The sequence below is a fragment of the Pseudomonadota bacterium genome (assembly GCA_030860485.1).
In the GTDB taxonomy this organism is placed as follows: domain Bacteria; phylum Pseudomonadota; class Gammaproteobacteria; order JACCXJ01; family JACCXJ01; genus JACCXJ01.
Genome location: JALZID010000046.1, coordinates 22751 through 38101, shown reverse-complemented (window position 1 = coordinate 38101; position 15351 = coordinate 22751). Strand labels below are relative to the sequence as shown.

The following is a 15351-nucleotide window of genomic DNA, read 5'->3' as shown; positions in this document are numbered from 1 at the left end:
CCTACGCCGTCTTGATCTTCAGGAGATGCCCGCCGCTGGCCAAGAGCTCGTTCGGTCCGATGACGACGCGCTCGGGATCCGTTCCCCCGCGGAAGTGAAACCGGAGGTTTTCGACCCGGTCGATCTCGTCGATGCGCTCCAGCGCGGAGAACACATCGGACTTCCAGATCGGGCGCCCGAACTCCCATCCCGTTCCGTCGGCTCCGCCACGGAGCGGATGGAGGAGTGTCTCGAGCGTGGTTCTGGCCTGGGTTTCCGCCGCGGCCGCCTGCTCCAGGGACGTGACGAAGATTTCGGCTTCGACACCGACCTCCACGTAGTCTGGCGGTCGGATGACGATTCGTTCCCCCGCGGCCAATACGCTCGGGGCGCGCAGGCGGAGAAAGTCCTTCACCGTGCGGCGGAGCTCGAGCGATGGACACGGACGGGGATCCGGCGAGTCGGGCACCAGGATGAGGCTGACCCATCCCGATGCCGGAAGCGCTTCGTGACGCTGGGCCTGATCGCAGGGATCCGGCTTGCCGGCACCCCGGCGTGCGAGGTTCGTGGTGGTGAGGCAGCGGACCTTCGCGACCTGTCGCGAGGCTTCCTGCGCCAGCTCCTCGAAGTCCTCGGCGGATACCGCGCGATCGCGATGGCTGATGCGGCGAGGTCCGATCGTGAGCATCGTTTCGGTCGTGGCCTTGTCGGAGCCCCCGCCTGCCGTTGTCGGGTTGAACACCGATTCGATCCCTTCGACGGCCGTCGCGAGGGTCTCGATCTTGCCCGCCTCGACGTTGCCGATCGCACCGCCGCCGGTCTGATAGATGAAGGCGCGGATGTTGTCGACGCCGGCAGGTGGAATCCTTCCGTGGACGCCGTCGCCGAACTGCACGAGACCCGTCGCGCGGTCGATCAGGTAGCAACGGTCCTCTGGGCCCGCATCGAAGAGGGCGAGGGTTTCTCGCCAGCGGACCCAGGTGCCGCCGAGATCCTCGCGATCCACGACGCTGTCCTTGCCGCTCTCACGTTCGATCAGCTCTCGTTCCTCGGCCGAGAGGGCCTCGCGCACGCGGATGTCCTCTCCCTCCAGCACGTCGGCGTGCTGGAATTTGAGGGTCTGATTCGGTTCGCCGTCGCTCGAGCCGATGATCTCGCCGGTGATCGTTTCTCCCTGGAGGGCCCACACGGTGTTGAGAAAGATCCCGCGCAACAAGGGAAGCGGGTAGTCGGCTCCCGACACGCCTCGATCGGTTCGCAAAGAGCCGGCGATCCAGAACAGGGACTTGCCGAAACGGGTCTCCCGCGTAAGCTCCTCCGACGCCGAGAGCGTGAGGATGCCGTGCCGTGTCAGCGCCACGCTGCCGTCCTCGGCATCGAGCTCCTTCCACCGGCGATCCTTCCGAAAACGCCAGTCGAGCTCGGGCGGCCGGCTCTCGTCGAACTCGCGCTCCGCCGCGTCGATCAGCAGCCGCACCGGTCCCGCCTTGAACGACTTGTCGAACCCGAAGAAGACGGTGAGTGAGCGGTTCTCGAACCGTTCGAGCCGCTCGAACGGCCGGAAATGCGCGCCGCCAATCTGGCTTGCGGCCGTCTGGTCGAGATAGTCCAGATTATTGAAGGTGAGACACACGCCGGGAGGCACTGGTTGCCCTACGTAGAAAAGGCGCAGTTTGCTCACCTTCGGCGGACGCAGCGTGCTCTTCTCGGACACCACGGTCTCGTCGACGATCTTGAACGTCTCCCGTCCATAGTCGCCACCGACGAGTCGCACCCGGATCCAGAAGTTCTCCTGGCCGGCGACCTCCGTCGGTTCGATCGACTCCGGGACCCTGAAGACCACCTCGCCGTTGTTCAGGAGGTTGCGTGTGCCGTCGTCCACGGTCAGCGACAGCCACCCGCGGCCATTCCAGTACTCCCACGAGAGCTCCGGAACGGTGCTCGTCTCCTCGAGCGATCGGTACTCTGTCTGGAAGCCCGTGAGCCCGACATAGATGACAAACGGATCCCCTTGCGATGCCTCGGTGGGATCGAGTGAGATCATTCCGGTCCGCCGGCTATAGAAGTCGAAGTCGACCGGGTCGTCGCCGACCCTGAGGTCGAGCAATTGTGCGGTCCGGGTGTCGGCAATGGGCACGGGGTCGTGGAACGCCACCACGTCCTTGGCCCCGTCCCTCGCGTTGCCCAGATTGACGCCGTTCATTTCGCAGCGAGACGAGGAGTTCGGCGGAGTCCGCAGCGGGGCGCTGAGCCGCGCAAGCTTGAGGCGGCCGTCGTACGCTAGAACAGTCTCAGACTCGTCGCCCGGGCTGATCTTAATTAAGTGTTTGACGCTGGTAATCGTTGTCCACACTCGACGCCAGAGCTTCGTTGAGCAGCGCGGCTCGTCTTTCGGGGTCCTCCGGAATATCGCCGCGGGTGATCTCGAACTCCCAGACGACCACCGAATTACGGCCGCTAGCCGACAGTACGCGAAGCGTCGTTATAGGACCGCTTACCGCGATGTCGACGGTAGGAGAATCGCGGAGCTCCGGATCGCCGGGCCGCGTGCGGTCTTCCCATCGTGGGTCGCCTCCCGCCGTGTCGTCCATTCGCTCGTAGAGCCGGTTGTCGGCCCCGCGCAGAAAGATGTGCTTGCCTTCTATGTCGTTCGATCGCCCCGTATTTTCGATGTAGCCGCTTGGTGCGTGAGCATCAGGACGCGCAGCGATGCCGTCGTTGGTGGCTGGCCGGCCCAGGTCGTCCCACTCGAACTCGCCGTTGATCACCGTCGTGGTATCGCACTCGAACAACTTCAAGATATCGGTGCCCTCCTCCAGAGCGAAGACGAACACCTTTGCATCGGTGGTCAAGGCAATCGGCTGGGCAAAAGGTCTTGAAACGGCCTTGAACGACTGGTTGTTTGGCGTGAGCGTGAACCATTCGACGCCCCCCGCGGCGTCGAGCGTCAGCTGGTTCACGAAGCCGTCAACGTCCGTGAGGAAGACGAGGAGGCTGGACCCGGCAACCGTGACAAATGGGGAAGACGCCCACACTTGTCCGCCCGGCGGGTCGTACCGCTGCCAGTCGCCCTGCGTGGCAGACGCAGCGGTGATGTCCCTCGAGTACAGCTTACCGTCCCCGCCGACCACAAACACCCGGCCGAAGGCGGGGAATCCTGGTGGCAGGCGAACCGCGGCGGGATTCAACCGCACCGGGCCGGCGCCCGGGGGACTGTCGAGGTCTTGCCAGTTCCCGGTCTCCTGGCCGCTTTGATGGGAATGGAGCCAGATCTTAGAGGGGGGTTCTCGGCCGTCTGCGAGTCTTCCGTCGTGACGAACACGTAGATCTGGTTTCCCAGGCCATTCGCGATCGCCGAAGGCACGGAGTCTTCTAGCGGGACGTAGCTGGATCCCGTATCCGACGGACTCCCGAGACTCCGCCACGCGCCGCCGGTCTTCACCGACAGCTCGAACAACTTGCGGCGCAGCCCGATGGCGTAGGCGAGGAGACCTGCGTTAGACCCAACGACGGCGGGCGTCGCCAGCGTCTGCAGATCCAGCTCGAACTTCAACTTGACCTGGGCGTCCCGCTTCGAGAATGCTTCCTTGCTGGCGATGTAGAACTGATCGAACTGCCGCGGCTCGGTTCCAAACGGGAAGAACCCGACGGCTGGTTCGACCTGCAGGTCCAGCGGGGTGGCGTTGTGAAAGCCTTGGTCCGCGGGGATCCCGTCCTGCGAGGCCGACTTCACCGCGATCTTGATCGTGTCGATTTCGGGGAGCGCTCTGCCGTCCGCCGGCAGCTTGTCCCGAAGCTCGGCCCGGATCCAGCGGCTCGTGATGCCGTTGACCGGCACTTCCTTGATCTCGAGCTCGTCCGGCTTGAGCAGCACGACACGGCCGCTCGCGCTGAAACCCGCCGTGCCATCGGACCGGACCTCGAGGTCGTACCAATCCGCCTTGGCGTCCGGGGAATCCTCCTCGACCATCGTCCAGAACTGCCACACGACGTTGAAAGGCGTGAGCCCGCCAGCCGCATCCTCGACGAGCTCCACGTCGAGGGTGATCTCTGCCTCCTCTTTGACAGTGAAGAGATCGGCGTGGCCCAGGTACAGCACGTGCTCCTGCAGATCGATGCCGTCGAAGACCTCGAAGTCTCGGATTGGCGTGATAGTCGTATCCGCGGCGATGTCGCGGCCAATCGGATCTTCGAGCGTGATGATGTTTCCCTCTGGGACGACCGTCTCGAGGACAGCCTTCTCCATGCCGCCGATCCGTATAAACGAGCCTAGCGTCACCTCGGAGCCTTGCGTCAGCTCGGTGACGTGGTCGAGTTGCAGACGCTTGGCCCCCGCAGCTACGAAGGCTTGGACCTCGTAGACGAGCTCGGTCGGCGTTCGAATCTCCTGCGTCAAGAACCCCGGTGGGGGAGCATAGATGACGTCTTTGAATGGATCGACACCGTACGCGGCGCTCAGCACGCCGGGTATGGCCATCAACTCACTGGTGGTTTCGAAGGGGATTTCGTCGTCTTTACCCGCCGCCGTCACGCGTGTGCCGACCGGTACGCGAACGATCTCGTTCAAGCCTGACGCGAGTCGAAACGTGACCCCTGCCCTCGCCGGCCGCGCGGGCAGGAGGCCGATGCCGAGCCGATCGAGAAATGCGACGAAGTGCTTGTGCGGGGTCCGACCCAGGCGCACCAGGACCGTCTCGGCGAGATGCGCGAAGATCCGCATCAGCGCCGGGGCGACACTCTGTTCGTCCGTCAGATTCAGGTCGGGCGTGTAGTGCGGCGCATAGCGGCGAAGCTCCCGCACCAGGCTCTCCACGCGCCGGCCATCGAGCACGGGTTCCGGGATCATCCTAGCCACGCTCCTTGATGTAGAACGGGTACACGAAGTTCAACTGGTTGTTCGTCCCCCGTACCTCGTAGTCGATCGAGATGCGCAACTGACCGTCCAGACCGCCGTTGGACAGCGCCTTCACCTGCTTGACCTCGATACGCGACTCGAAGAGGGCCAGCGCCTCCCGGACGCCTTCTTCGATCTCCGTGAGCGTCGTCGTGTTGATCACCTCGAAGACCAGATCGTGGATCCCACAGCCGAACTCCGGGCGCATCAGGCGCTCTCCCTTGGAGGTCGACAGGATGATCCAGATCGACTGCTGGATGTCCTGTTCGTACTCGGAGAGGCGAATCGTCCCGTCCTTGTCGTGCACGCGCACCGGAAAGCTCCAGCCGCGTCCCAGAAAGGCCCTTGCATCCGGCATCCGATCCTCGCCTCTATCAACCGATCAGCACGGTGAGATCGCCGAGCACAATCGCGTTCGGCGGGGCCTCCGCGACGAGATCCCCCTGGCGAACCGCAGGCAGTCCGCCGATGAGCACCGTGGGGCTGCCCACCGCCACGACGCCGCCGACATGGGGAACAAAGGGTCCGTTGAACAGCGGGCAGGCATGAAAGTCCGTGCCCGCCCGCCACGCCGGCCGTCCGCCGATCAGCACATTCACGCTGCCCGGTCCGGGTCCGAGCGGGGTGCCGTGGCTCGTCTGATCCCCGATGCGCGCTGCTGGTTGGCCCATCGCTCTCTCCTAGTTGATCATCACCACGGCGCCCTTGATCGTCAGCGTCCCGCTGGCCTGAAGCGTCATCGACGCTTTGGCTTTGATGTCGATCGCCGTCGACTCAATCGAGATGCTGACGTTGCTCTTGATGGCGATGTTGCCGGGCGTCGACGTGATCGCGATGCTGTTGCCGCTGTCGTCGCTGATCTCGATGCCGTTCTGGACGAGGCGTACTCTCCGCTTGTCGTCCTTCAGGTGAATGTCGATGCGTCCTTGCGCCCCGTCGTCAAAGACGATCTCGTGCCCGCTGCGCGAGCGAATCATGCGGAGGTCGTTGCGGCCGTCGGCGTTGGTTTGCGGCGGCTTATCTTGCCCGTTCCAGAGACAGCCCACGATATAGGGATGCTCGACACGCTCGGCGTCGCAGGCGACGAGCACTTCGTCGCCCACCTCGGGAAGGAACCATGTGCCCCGTCCGCCGCCCGCCATCGGCACCGCAATGCGCGCCCAGTGGCTCTCGTCGGGGTTCTCGCGCCACGGAAATCGGATCTTCACGCGTCCCAGACCGTCCGGGTCGCGGTTTTGCGAGACCACGGCAACCGAGACGCCGCGCACCATGCCCGGCTCCCGGACGTCGCCGGTCTCGCCGTCAAGAAACAATTCGTTCATATGGTCACGTCCCCGACTTGGAAGGTCGTGCGGTAGCCAGACGAATTCACCGTGTGGGTCGTCTCGCGGACATAGAACGTCGTGTTGAAGAAGTCGCCGAGGCCCTGCAACGTGACGTTCGTATCCGCCCGGAGCTCGGGGATGCCGATGCTCTCGCCGCTGCCGCCGACGAATCCCTCGGCGCGCCGTTTCAGAATCGCCTTGGCGCGCTGGTCGGCCTGCTGCTGGCTGAAGACGGGCTCGCGAACCCGCAGCGTGGTTTCCTTATCGCGGCAGAACTTCTGGAGATACTCGGCGCCGCTCTGCCGTCTCTTGCCGCTCGCGCGCGTTGGATCGCGCCCCGGCTCGTCGCCCTTGCGGGCCTTGCCCACGATCTTCTGCTTCGTCTGGACGTTCCATCCGTACACTTCGACCTGCGAGACCTGCTCGCTCAGCTTGATCTCGGGCGAGAAGCTGACCAGCCCTTCCCCCCACTTCAGCTCGATGACGCCGCGTTCGTCGTTCGCCGGCGTCCGGAAGACTAAATCCTTGTTGACTACGAACCACTCGAAGCCGTTGCGGTCCGCGAGCCTCTTCAGGAACTTCGCCGGGCTCTCCTGGCTCATCACGATATTCGCGTGGTCGACATTCGTTTCCTCGACTTTCGGATTCAGCCCGTAGAGGTTCGCGAGCCGACGCACGGCATCGCTGTCCTTCTTGTTCTCCCCAAAGCTCTCGGACCTGGATCCCTTCGTGAGACAGTACGAGTGGTCGTAGCCGCTCACCGTGAGCTGAGGCGCGCCGGAGGAAAAGCTGGTGCTCAGCTCCGTGACGAGGCCTGCGAGCATCAGGTCGAGCTTCTTGCGATCGCCGTAACCCATGTAGATCTCGACGGGCGAGCCGAACTCGAAGAAGTCCGGCAGCGTCTTGCCGTCGATCACGACGAACTCCTGCGTGCTGAAGTTGTAGGCGTTATTGATGACGAACGAGAACCGATCCGCGGCGTTGAGGATGTTGTTGACCTGCACGCTGGTCACCTCCAGGTGCAGATCCACAACGAGACTCTTCTTGGGCGCGACCACCACGTTGAACGCGGGTGCGTAGAAGTTCTTGCGCGCCTTATCGATCTGCAGGATGTTCAGCGCCATGGCATTCACGCGAGCGGCGGCAGCAGGATCTCCTGGCCAGGCTGCAGCAACCTCGGGTTCTCGATGTCATTCGCATCCGCGATGACACGCCACACCGCGGGGTCTTCGTACTCGATGGCCGCGATCAAGCAGAGCCGATCGTTCTCTGCGACGATGCGGCGCTTGCTCCAGTCCGAAGACTCCTTTGGCCCCGGCGGCGGGGCGAGCTGTTCCGCGATCGTCTTGTATTCCTTGAACGTGACGTTGAGCGTCGCTCGAACCGGCACGCCGTCTTCCCGAAACATCGTGAAGCGCTGCGTGAGGCGCTCGATCACCGCATTGAACCGCAGCTCTCCCCAGACGAACCTCACGGGAGGCGGCGCGTGCAACTCGGGATCGATGTCCAGGAGCACCGAGATCTTGTCCGTTTCCTTGCGGACATCGGACGACCCCATGTCCGTGTAGGTGTCGAAGAACAGGTCCATGGTCAGGACCTCGGCGTCGCCGTTCACGAACGAGACGATGGGATTCGACAATCCCGGCAGCGGCGTACTCGAGAACTGGTTGCCTTGCTGGATCGAGTACTCCGCGGGGTTGAAGATCACCTGCGCGCGTTCGCCTTCGCGCTTGCGCTTGCCGAGCAGAGCCTCGATGTAGGCTATCGCTCGCTGTGCCATGACGTCCTCTACAGGCCCCGGCGCTCACGTTCGATGCGGATCTTGCGCTGGATGTGTTGATAGACATCCTCGCTGAGCCGCCCGAGATCGATCTGCGGCTGAAGCGCCTGCACGTGCGCCGGTGGGGACGGCGCAGATCGCTGCTCCGGTGCCGGCGCTTGTTGCGCGGTGGTGACGGCCGGGTGATTGGCGAAGCTGCGCGCGGCAGGCTGCGCGTAGAGAGGGGAGCGCATACCCTCCACGACACTGGGGCGGCCCTCCCCGCGCCGCTCGACCGGTCGCCGCGACGATCCTGGTGCCGTCATGAGGACGGGATGGAACGGTCCGGAAACCGCCGGATGGGCCCAGGTTCGTCCATTCCGCTCCGCAACGGTGATGGCTTTAGGCCGTCTGATTACCTCGGGGGCGAGGCGCACCGCCTCGTGCGGCGCGTTGAATGTCTTGGCGACGTGCTGCGGGTGCCTTTGCACCAAGGTTTCCGCCGGATGGGCCCACGTTCGTCCATTCCGCTCCCCAACGGTTATGGCTTTAGGCCGTCTGATCACCTCGGGGACGATGACCTCGGGGACGAGACGCACCGCCTCGTGCGACAGGTTGAATGTGTTGGCGACGTGCTGCGGGTGCCTTTGCACCAAGGTCTTCGCCAACACCGGGCGTATCAACGCGTGGCGCGTCACACGATCGGCGATCGCTTTGGAAGCTCCGCCGCCTCCGGCCCTACCCGATCGCGCGTACCAGAGAGACGGCGACCAAATCCGCTGCAGGGATACGTGTCGCGGTTCCGACACCAGCGCCGACGTGCCATTCGATGCCGTGCGCGTCGCGTTCGATGACGGCGTGGTCGATGGCATCGCGCGCGCGGACAGTATGGGCGCCGACTTTGTGCGTGCGGACAATGTGTGCGAGGACGGTATGTGCGAGGACAGCGGGCGGACCGACGGATCGTGCGACGAAGACGTCTTCGACCAGGATCGCATGACGTCGTGACCCCGGGGTGCCGAACCACTCGTGCGCATCGGACGGCCGGCAGCCCGTCCGGCATGTTCCAACAGGGTCCGCAGGACGGTGTGATGTCTCGCCGGCTCTTGCGGGGCGAGGTATCGGGTGGCTCCTGGCGGCCACCAGAGTGATGACAGGTGCAGGTGGAGGTGGAGGGGGAACTGATAGTGCGAGACGGTGGGCCGCACGTTGCCTCCCATCACCCCAGCCCTTGCCGGAACGCCGTGCCGGCGAAGCACCAGAGGGACACGGGGACGGAACAGGCCGCGCCTGCATCGGTACCGCTCCAGGATGCGACTCCAGAGGTAGTTGTTCGGCGTGCGCCGTTGCCGCTCGTGTTTCATTCTCGTTTGATCCCGTTGTGCACCAGCTCGACGCTCTCCACGAGGATCGCGTTCGTCGACGCGTTGAACGACGCGCCGGACCACTTCACCGGATACGCTTTCTCGACGACCCACCGCCACGTGTCTTGGCCCGAGATGTCCATCAGCACGACAGTCACCTGCCGGCGCTCGATCTCGCCGTTCACCACGTCCTGGTGCCATTGCCACAGCTCCGTGGCATCGGCGAGGCCCCGCTTCAACGTCAGGTTCTGATACTTCGTCATCGTCGCGAGCTTGTGGGTGTAGTCATTCACCCCGCCCTCGCGAAAGTCCTCGATCTGAACCTCGCGCTCGAGGCCGGACACCTCCGTGAAGCCGCCCACCTGAAGCCCGAGGATCTCGACGCGAAACCGAAAGCCACCATAGGGATCCGTGTCTCTCATCGATATCTCTGCCGGCTAGACGTCAAAGATGTTCTTCCGATCGCCATTGAGATCACGGTTGATCCTCGAGATCTCCTCGCACCAGCGCCGGCGCTCGGCGTGAGGGAGCTGCATGATCTCGACCCACGGCCAGTGGAAGTAGTACGCGACGAAGGCCATCTCCTCGTACAGCTCTTTCAGGGGATAGCCCTTCATGCTTCCCCCAGGTCGTCGAACCTCACGTCGAAGTGATGCTCGCACTTCGGACACACCGCCGACGCGGTAAACGCGCCATCGCCGTTCAGATTCTGATAGAGCGCCTGGAGGTACGACAGGTCGGAGGCATAGAGCCCCTCGATCACGCCGGGGTGTACGTTAGCGAGGCTGCCAAGCTTCGTCACGACCCGTGACAGCAGGATGACGGTCAGGTACGCGGGGTTCTGCTGGACCCGCGGATCCTTCAAGGGCAGGATCTCGTCCGCGGCCGTTGCCAGCCGCATCATCCCCTCCTTGTGGAGCGCCCCCTCGGCGCCCAGGTACCCCTTGGGCAGCGTGAACTGAATCTCCGTCTGGAATGCCATAGCTTGGGTCCCTTATTCGGTCCGAACCACGCCTTCGTTGGAGAGCTCGAGCGTTTCAATGGAGACATCATTGCCTTTCGCGTTCAAGTCCATAGGGTCGTATTTGGAGGGCCACGCCTCGGCGATGTTGAATCGCGCCTTGTCGGCCCCCAACTCATCGAGGACGACGATGGCCACCGTTTCGCGATGGATGTTTCCCGCGACGATGTCCTTGTGCCATTTGTAGAGATCCATCGAGTCGGTGATGCCGCGCTTGAGCGTCACGTTGCCGTACTTGGTCAAGCCCGGAAACTTGCGCACGTGGGTCGGCTCGTCACCTTCGCGGTAATCGATGACGTCCGACGTGATGTCGAACCCGGTGACCTCGCTGAAGTGGGCTTCGCTGATCCCGCCGATCTCGAGGCGGAACCGAAAGTTCCTCAAGGGATCGTTTCTCATGTCTCTCCTACCTCCGTTCTGTTTCGGCGATCAGGTTAGAGCTGGACCGACGTGGCGCTGCTCGTGAGCTGTGCGATCCGGAAGATCACGAACTCCGCGGGCCGGACCGGCGCGATGCCGATCACCACGATCAGACGGCCGTTGTTGATGTCGTCGTCGGTCATCGTGCTGCGATCGACGCGGACGAAGAACGCCTCCTCTTCCGTCGCGCCGAACAGCGCGCCGAGACGCCACTGCGTGCGCAGGAACTCTGTGATGGTCTGCTTGACGCGCCCCCACAGGCGCTGGTCGTTCGGCTCGAAGACCACCCACTGCGTGCCGCGAAAGATCGACGCCTCGATGAAGATGAAGAGGCGCCGCACGTTGACGTACTTCCACAGCGTGTTGTCCGAGAGCGTCCGGGCACCCCAAACGCGCCGGCCACGACCGGGGAAGGCGCGGATCGCGTTGACGCCACGGGGATTGAGGATGCCCTGGCCGCCGTCCGTTACCTCGAACTCCAGTTCCAGGGCGCCCCGCACGACCTCGTTGGCCGGCGCCTTGAAGACGCCGCGTTCGATGTCGGTACGGGCGTAGATCCCCGCCACGTGACCGCCCGGCGGCACGAACTTGCGCGCCCCGCTGTCGGCGTCGAACACCTTGATCCAGGGGTAGTAGAAGGCGGCGTACTGGCTGGACCGTGCCCCGGGGGGCGTCCCGCTGCGAGGATCGATCGTGCCGATCTGCCCCTGACCTGAAAGCGAGTCCAGGATGAGGAAGCGGTACTTGTTGTTTTCGCAGTGCGTCATCAGCGCTTCGGCGAGGTCGGGCTCTTCGAACGCGCTCGGTGCGTAGATGATGGCGACGTCTTCGAACGGGGGTTCGTCCAGGGCGGCAAGCCCACTCCGCTTCTGGCCAGTGAGGGGATTAGGGTCCACGCGCCCCTTGTAGTCGTCCAGATCGACGTCGTCACCATTGGCGCCGCCGGCCAGAAACGTGAGCGCCCCGGGGCCGGGAACATCGTCGTTGCCCACGACACGCCTCAGCTCGATGAGCATCGACAGCCCGTTTGCCACGCGCTTCTCGACGTACTCCGGCGAGGGCGCGTCGAGTTTGAGGTTTTCGAAGCTCTCGAAGTGTTGTGGCGACGGCTGTTGTCGCAGTTGCGCCCGCGTCGCCTCGATCTCCGCCGGGTCGGTGGGCGCCGGATCGACCGGTGGACCTTGAAGGGCTCCAGCCGGCCAGTAGTAGACGTTCAGCGTGAAGCTCTTTGGCTCCGTCGCCGGCTTGACCCGGAACGCCACCCGATTGCCCCATTCGCCCTCGCCAACCGCCGTGATTATCACAGACCCGAGGTCGAACGTGGCGGCAAAGGCAGCCTCCTTGTCCACGATGCGCGCGATGAACGCACGCTTGCCGCCGTTGCCGAAGAACCCGTCGACGGCGTAAGGGAGATACTTCGTGTCCCCGAAGAACCCACCGAAGAGCCGCTTGTATTCGGGGAAGCTGGTGACCAGCTGTGGATAGGTTGGGCCCCGCTCGGTCTCGCCAAGGAAGCCCGCGGTGCTCGTCGAGACGCCCTCGATCGGCTTGGCGCCGATCTCGAACTCTTCGACGTATACTCCAGGAGTCAAGTACTCAGGCATGGTCGTCTCTCTCCTTACCTACTGCTGGCCGCGGTTGCGCAATTGACCTTCTCTATCTCACCTTTGATACGGTCTTCGAGAGTCTTTAGGTCGTCTTCGGTCTTTTTCTTAATGAATTCCAGGTTGCGCTTCGCCACTTCGACCGCATCGCTCTTTTCCTGGAATTTTTCCTTCTTGTCGCGAACGTAGTCCCAAGCGCAGCAAATCAGCGCATTGAGCTTCTCCACCGTGAGCGCGGAAGGGTGCCAGTCGCCGGGCTTGCACCCGATGTAGACCGCCGCTTGCTCGCTGGAGGTACGGGACTGTTCGGTTTTTTTCTTCACCTCGCAACAGATCGCAAACCTCTTGCAGAGTTTGGGAACGAACTTCCAATAGAAGAGGTAGAACGCCCACTTGTGTTTCTCCGGGTCTTTGTCGTTGAGCGACTGGGCAATTTGATCTTTGAGGGTCTCCAGCTCCGTGAACTGATCTCCCATCCATTTCGGGAAATCCTTGATGGCTTTGAAGGCCTCCTCCGCCTGCTTCAACTGCTTCTCGGCCTCCTTTTGTTCCCAGATGAGTTTGGTGAATTTCTCCAGTTTTCCTTCGAGGTTCTTCTGGCAGCACTGCGCCTTCGCGAGACTGCACAGCTCCTGGTTGATGGCCTTCTCCAAACCCTCCAGGCACGTGTCTGGGAACTTCTGCTTGTCCTGGAAGACCTTTGTGATGTCGCGATGAAAACCCTTCAGGCAATCCTCGCGGCAGATAAGCTTGTGACGCTCAGCTTTGTACTTGTCGCCAATGGCCTCGAAAGTGGCGATGAGTGCCGTTAGTTCCTTCTCGCGCTCCAGCCTTGCCTTGATGTCGGCGTCAAGCTTCGCTTTCTCGCCCTGCTGCGAGGAGATGCATTTCTTGAGTGCATTCAGTTGACGGCTGAGCGCCTCCGAGGTGCAGGCCTCGCTCTCCGGGTCGTCACACTCCCCGGTCCCCGGATCGTCCCCTTCGGGGATCAGACCCTCGCAGGGCTTGCAAGGCACGCATACGCCGTCGGGATAACCACCGCACTCCCATTCGTCACACGTGCATTCCTCATTCGAGGACTCGCACTTGCACTTGAGCTTGGCCCAGGGGAGTTTGCAGTCGGCAGAAGCGGCCCGCACGCAAGGGTCTTCGACCTCGTCCCAAGTACAACTGTGCTTGTCTTCGTGCTTGTCTTCCGGACAGCACTCGCGATTACCCGGACAGCAGTCCGATTTGATCTCTGGCGGCCCCCACGGCCGGCCCTGATCGCATGGATCCGGACAGACCGGTGGCTGGTGCTCCTTGCCGTACTGCCCTGGCGGCTGGCCGGGCGGGTACTCTCCTGGCGGCTGGCCGGGCGGGTACTGCCCTGGCGGTTGGCCGGGCGGGTATTGTCCTGGCGGCTGGCCTGGCGGGTATTGTCCTGGCGGTTGGCCGGGCGGGTACTGCCCTGGCGGTTGGTCGGGCGGGTACTGCCCTGGCGATTGGCCGGGCGGGTACTGCCCGGGCGGTTGGCCGGGCGGGTATTTTCCTGGCGGCTGGTCAGGCGGGTATTTTCCTGGCGGTTGGTCGGGCGGGTACTGCCCTTGCAGCTGGCCGGGCGGGTGCTGCCCTGGCGGCTGGCCGGACCCGTATTGGCCTGTCGGCTGCTGCGGTTCTTGCGGCGTTTGTTCAATCATCGCGATCTCCTGTGGCTCTATCACTCACGTTCACGGTCAGCCACGTGGCCGGTTCTAGATGCCGGGGAACTGAATCTCTTTAAGAGAAATCGTGGTGCCCTCCCGGACGGTCTGCTCCGCGATCAGCAGCGGAGGCTGGCCGTCGATCTCGAAACGCAGGCGGAATTTGAGGTCTTTGAGCCCGGCGGAGGCGTTGTCCTCCGGAGCCGCAGGTGGGAAGAACACGACGAACTCGCCGCGCTCATCCGTCCGCCCTCGACGGCCCCGGTCCACACCCTCGAGAATCAGGAAAATGCGCGCGCGCTCAACCCCGGTTCCGTCGCTGGCCCTGACGAGGCGTCCGCGAGCGAGGGTGGCGTTGTCAGTGAAGGGGTACGCGGGCCTCGGCAGCAACTCCACCACCACCGGAGTTCGCTTCAACGGTTGTCCCGGCACCGGAACCACGGCGAGCGCGAACTCGGTCTCGCCGTCGAAATACAGCGCGCGATCGGCGACGCGAGGCTGTACTTGTGCCGTGTAGTTTCCAGCCGGCAGACCCAGATCGGTGAAGCAGTAGACGCCTGAGAGCCCTGCAATCGGTTCGGCGCTCACGTCTTTCAACCGTGCCTGCACCGGCACAGTCATCCGCTGACTCGTGACGAAATCGCGCGGATCGACGACCACCCAGACGGATCGTTCCAATCTGTCCGGTCCGAAAAACACGAGTCCAGTTGCGGGAACAGCCATCGCGTGCTACGTCCTGACTGCGCTGAGCTCCGCGCCCCGATGCCCATGTTCGTGGATCTGGTCGACCACCGGCGCTCCCGCGTCCTCCCGTGCCGAATCAATCGCGACGGGCGTCACGAGGTACGTGACCGAAATCTCATAAGGCGTGTCGGGGAATACGCTCCAGATGCGCGTCATGTCCTCCATCGTGATCGGGTTGAGCGTGATGCGCAGGACCGAATCTGCCGTCAGCCCCGTGCTGGGATCGTCAGCGCGGAGCAGCGACCCTTGCAGAATGCCGTTGTCGTAGAACACGCGCATGGCCCGGCTGAGGGCCCGATGCGTTTCGAGCGGATCCGGGGGTTCGCCTGCGTGCGCCGTCAGCAGGTAGTACGCGTCGAGCGACAGCGGCGCCCGACGCTCGATGAGGCTGCCATCGGGTTGCGACACCACCACGTGCTCCGCGTTCTTCAGGTCGGGGTTTTCGGTCACCTTGTAGAGAAACAGCGTCAACAGGTTCGTGCCCGCACTCTTCGGCGACGCGAGAGCGATCCGCCCGGCCACATCGGTCAGGTTGGTCTTCAGCAGGTCCACCAGAGTT

At 63.5% G+C, this 15351-nt stretch carries 18 protein-coding genes; 1 reads left to right on the top strand and 17 read right to left on the bottom strand.

The window, feature by feature from the left end; translation table 11 throughout:
* Position 1 precedes the first annotated feature (1 nt).
* The 9 genes from M3461_02440 to M3461_02400 form a co-directional block, all read right to left on the bottom strand.
* The gene (locus M3461_02440; protein ID MDQ3773302.1) at positions 2-2182 is read right to left on the bottom strand and encodes a putative baseplate assembly protein; all 2181 of its coding nucleotides are present in this window, start codon (positions 2180-2182) and stop codon (positions 2-4) included.
* 112 nt (positions 2183-2294) lie between these two features.
* Positions 2295-3167 carry a hypothetical protein gene (locus M3461_02435; protein MDQ3773301.1) on the bottom strand — a complete coding sequence of 291 codons (873 nt, stop codon included), beginning with the start codon at positions 3165-3167 and terminating at the stop codon, positions 2295-2297.
* Positions 3164-4825, bottom strand: coding sequence for a hypothetical protein (locus M3461_02430; GenBank protein MDQ3773300.1), 1662 nt, complete (start codon positions 4823-4825; stop codon positions 3164-3166). Before M3461_02430 ends, M3461_02435 begins: the two co-directional genes overlap by 4 nt.
* A 1-nt stretch (position 4826) precedes the next feature.
* Positions 4827-5231, bottom strand: a complete 405-nt coding sequence (locus tag M3461_02425; protein ID MDQ3773299.1) for a GPW/gp25 family protein — start codon at positions 5229-5231, stop codon at positions 4827-4829.
* A 16-nt stretch (positions 5232-5247) separates the two neighbouring features.
* Positions 5248-5544 (bottom strand): PAAR domain-containing protein, encoded by a 297-nt coding sequence (locus M3461_02420; GenBank protein ID MDQ3773298.1) that lies wholly within the window; start codon positions 5542-5544, stop codon positions 5248-5250.
* Between the two features lie 9 nt (positions 5545-5553).
* Positions 5554-6195 (bottom strand): phage baseplate assembly protein V, encoded by a 642-nt coding sequence (locus tag M3461_02415; GenBank protein ID MDQ3773297.1) that lies wholly within the window; start codon positions 6193-6195, stop codon positions 5554-5556.
* Positions 6192-7322 carry a contractile injection system protein, VgrG/Pvc8 family gene (locus M3461_02410; protein ID MDQ3773296.1) on the bottom strand — a complete coding sequence of 377 codons (1131 nt, stop codon included), beginning with the start codon at positions 7320-7322 and terminating at the stop codon, positions 6192-6194. Before M3461_02410 ends, M3461_02415 begins: the two co-directional genes overlap by 4 nt.
* A 5-nt stretch (positions 7323-7327) precedes the next feature.
* Positions 7328-7978 carry a peptidoglycan-binding protein gene (locus M3461_02405; protein ID MDQ3773295.1) on the bottom strand — a complete coding sequence of 217 codons (651 nt, stop codon included), beginning with the start codon at positions 7976-7978 and terminating at the stop codon, positions 7328-7330.
* Positions 7979-7986: 8 nt separating this feature from the next.
* On the bottom strand, positions 7987-8628 hold the full coding sequence (locus tag M3461_02400; protein ID MDQ3773294.1) for a hypothetical protein: 642 nt from the start codon (positions 8626-8628) through the stop codon (positions 7987-7989).
* 148 nt (positions 8629-8776) lie between these two features.
* Here M3461_02400 and M3461_02395 point away from each other — a divergent pair, with 148 nt between their 5' ends.
* Entirely contained in the window at positions 8777-8965 is a 189-nt protein-coding gene (locus M3461_02395; protein ID MDQ3773293.1) for a hypothetical protein, read from the top strand.
* 352 nt (positions 8966-9317) lie between these two features.
* Here the strand turns inward: M3461_02395 and M3461_02390 are convergent, their stop codons facing one another.
* From M3461_02390 to M3461_02355, 8 genes are all read right to left on the bottom strand, one after another.
* Complete coding sequence (locus M3461_02390) at positions 9318-9743, bottom strand: phage tail protein (protein ID MDQ3773292.1); 426 nt, start codon at positions 9741-9743, stop codon at positions 9318-9320.
* Positions 9744-9758: 15 nt separating this feature from the next.
* On the bottom strand, positions 9759-9938 hold the full coding sequence (locus M3461_02385) for a hypothetical protein (protein ID MDQ3773291.1): 180 nt from the start codon (positions 9936-9938) through the stop codon (positions 9759-9761).
* Positions 9935-10303, bottom strand: a complete 369-nt coding sequence (locus M3461_02380; GenBank protein ID MDQ3773290.1) for a phage tail assembly protein — start codon at positions 10301-10303, stop codon at positions 9935-9937. The genes M3461_02385 and M3461_02380 overlap by 4 nt, the downstream gene beginning before the upstream one ends.
* A 12-nt stretch (positions 10304-10315) precedes the next feature.
* The gene (locus M3461_02375; protein ID MDQ3773289.1) at positions 10316-10741 is read right to left on the bottom strand and encodes a phage tail protein; all 426 of its coding nucleotides are present in this window, start codon (positions 10739-10741) and stop codon (positions 10316-10318) included.
* Positions 10742-10776: 35 nt separating this feature from the next.
* Positions 10777-12366: a phage tail sheath family protein gene (locus tag M3461_02370; GenBank protein ID MDQ3773288.1), complete on the bottom strand. Its 1590-nt coding sequence runs from the start codon at positions 12364-12366 to the stop codon at positions 10777-10779.
* A gap of 14 nt (positions 12367-12380) precedes the next feature.
* Positions 12381-14045, bottom strand: a complete 1665-nt coding sequence (locus M3461_02365) for a hypothetical protein (protein ID MDQ3773287.1) — start codon at positions 14043-14045, stop codon at positions 12381-12383.
* A 54-nt stretch (positions 14046-14099) separates the two neighbouring features.
* Positions 14100-14708, bottom strand: coding sequence for a hypothetical protein (locus M3461_02360; GenBank protein ID MDQ3773286.1), 609 nt, complete (start codon positions 14706-14708; stop codon positions 14100-14102).
* Positions 14709-14777: 69 nt separating this feature from the next.
* A complete protein-coding gene (locus M3461_02355) occupies positions 14778-15344 on the bottom strand; it encodes a DUF4255 domain-containing protein (protein MDQ3773285.1) in 567 nt (188 codons plus the stop codon).
* Positions 15345-15351: the final 7 nt, after the last annotated feature.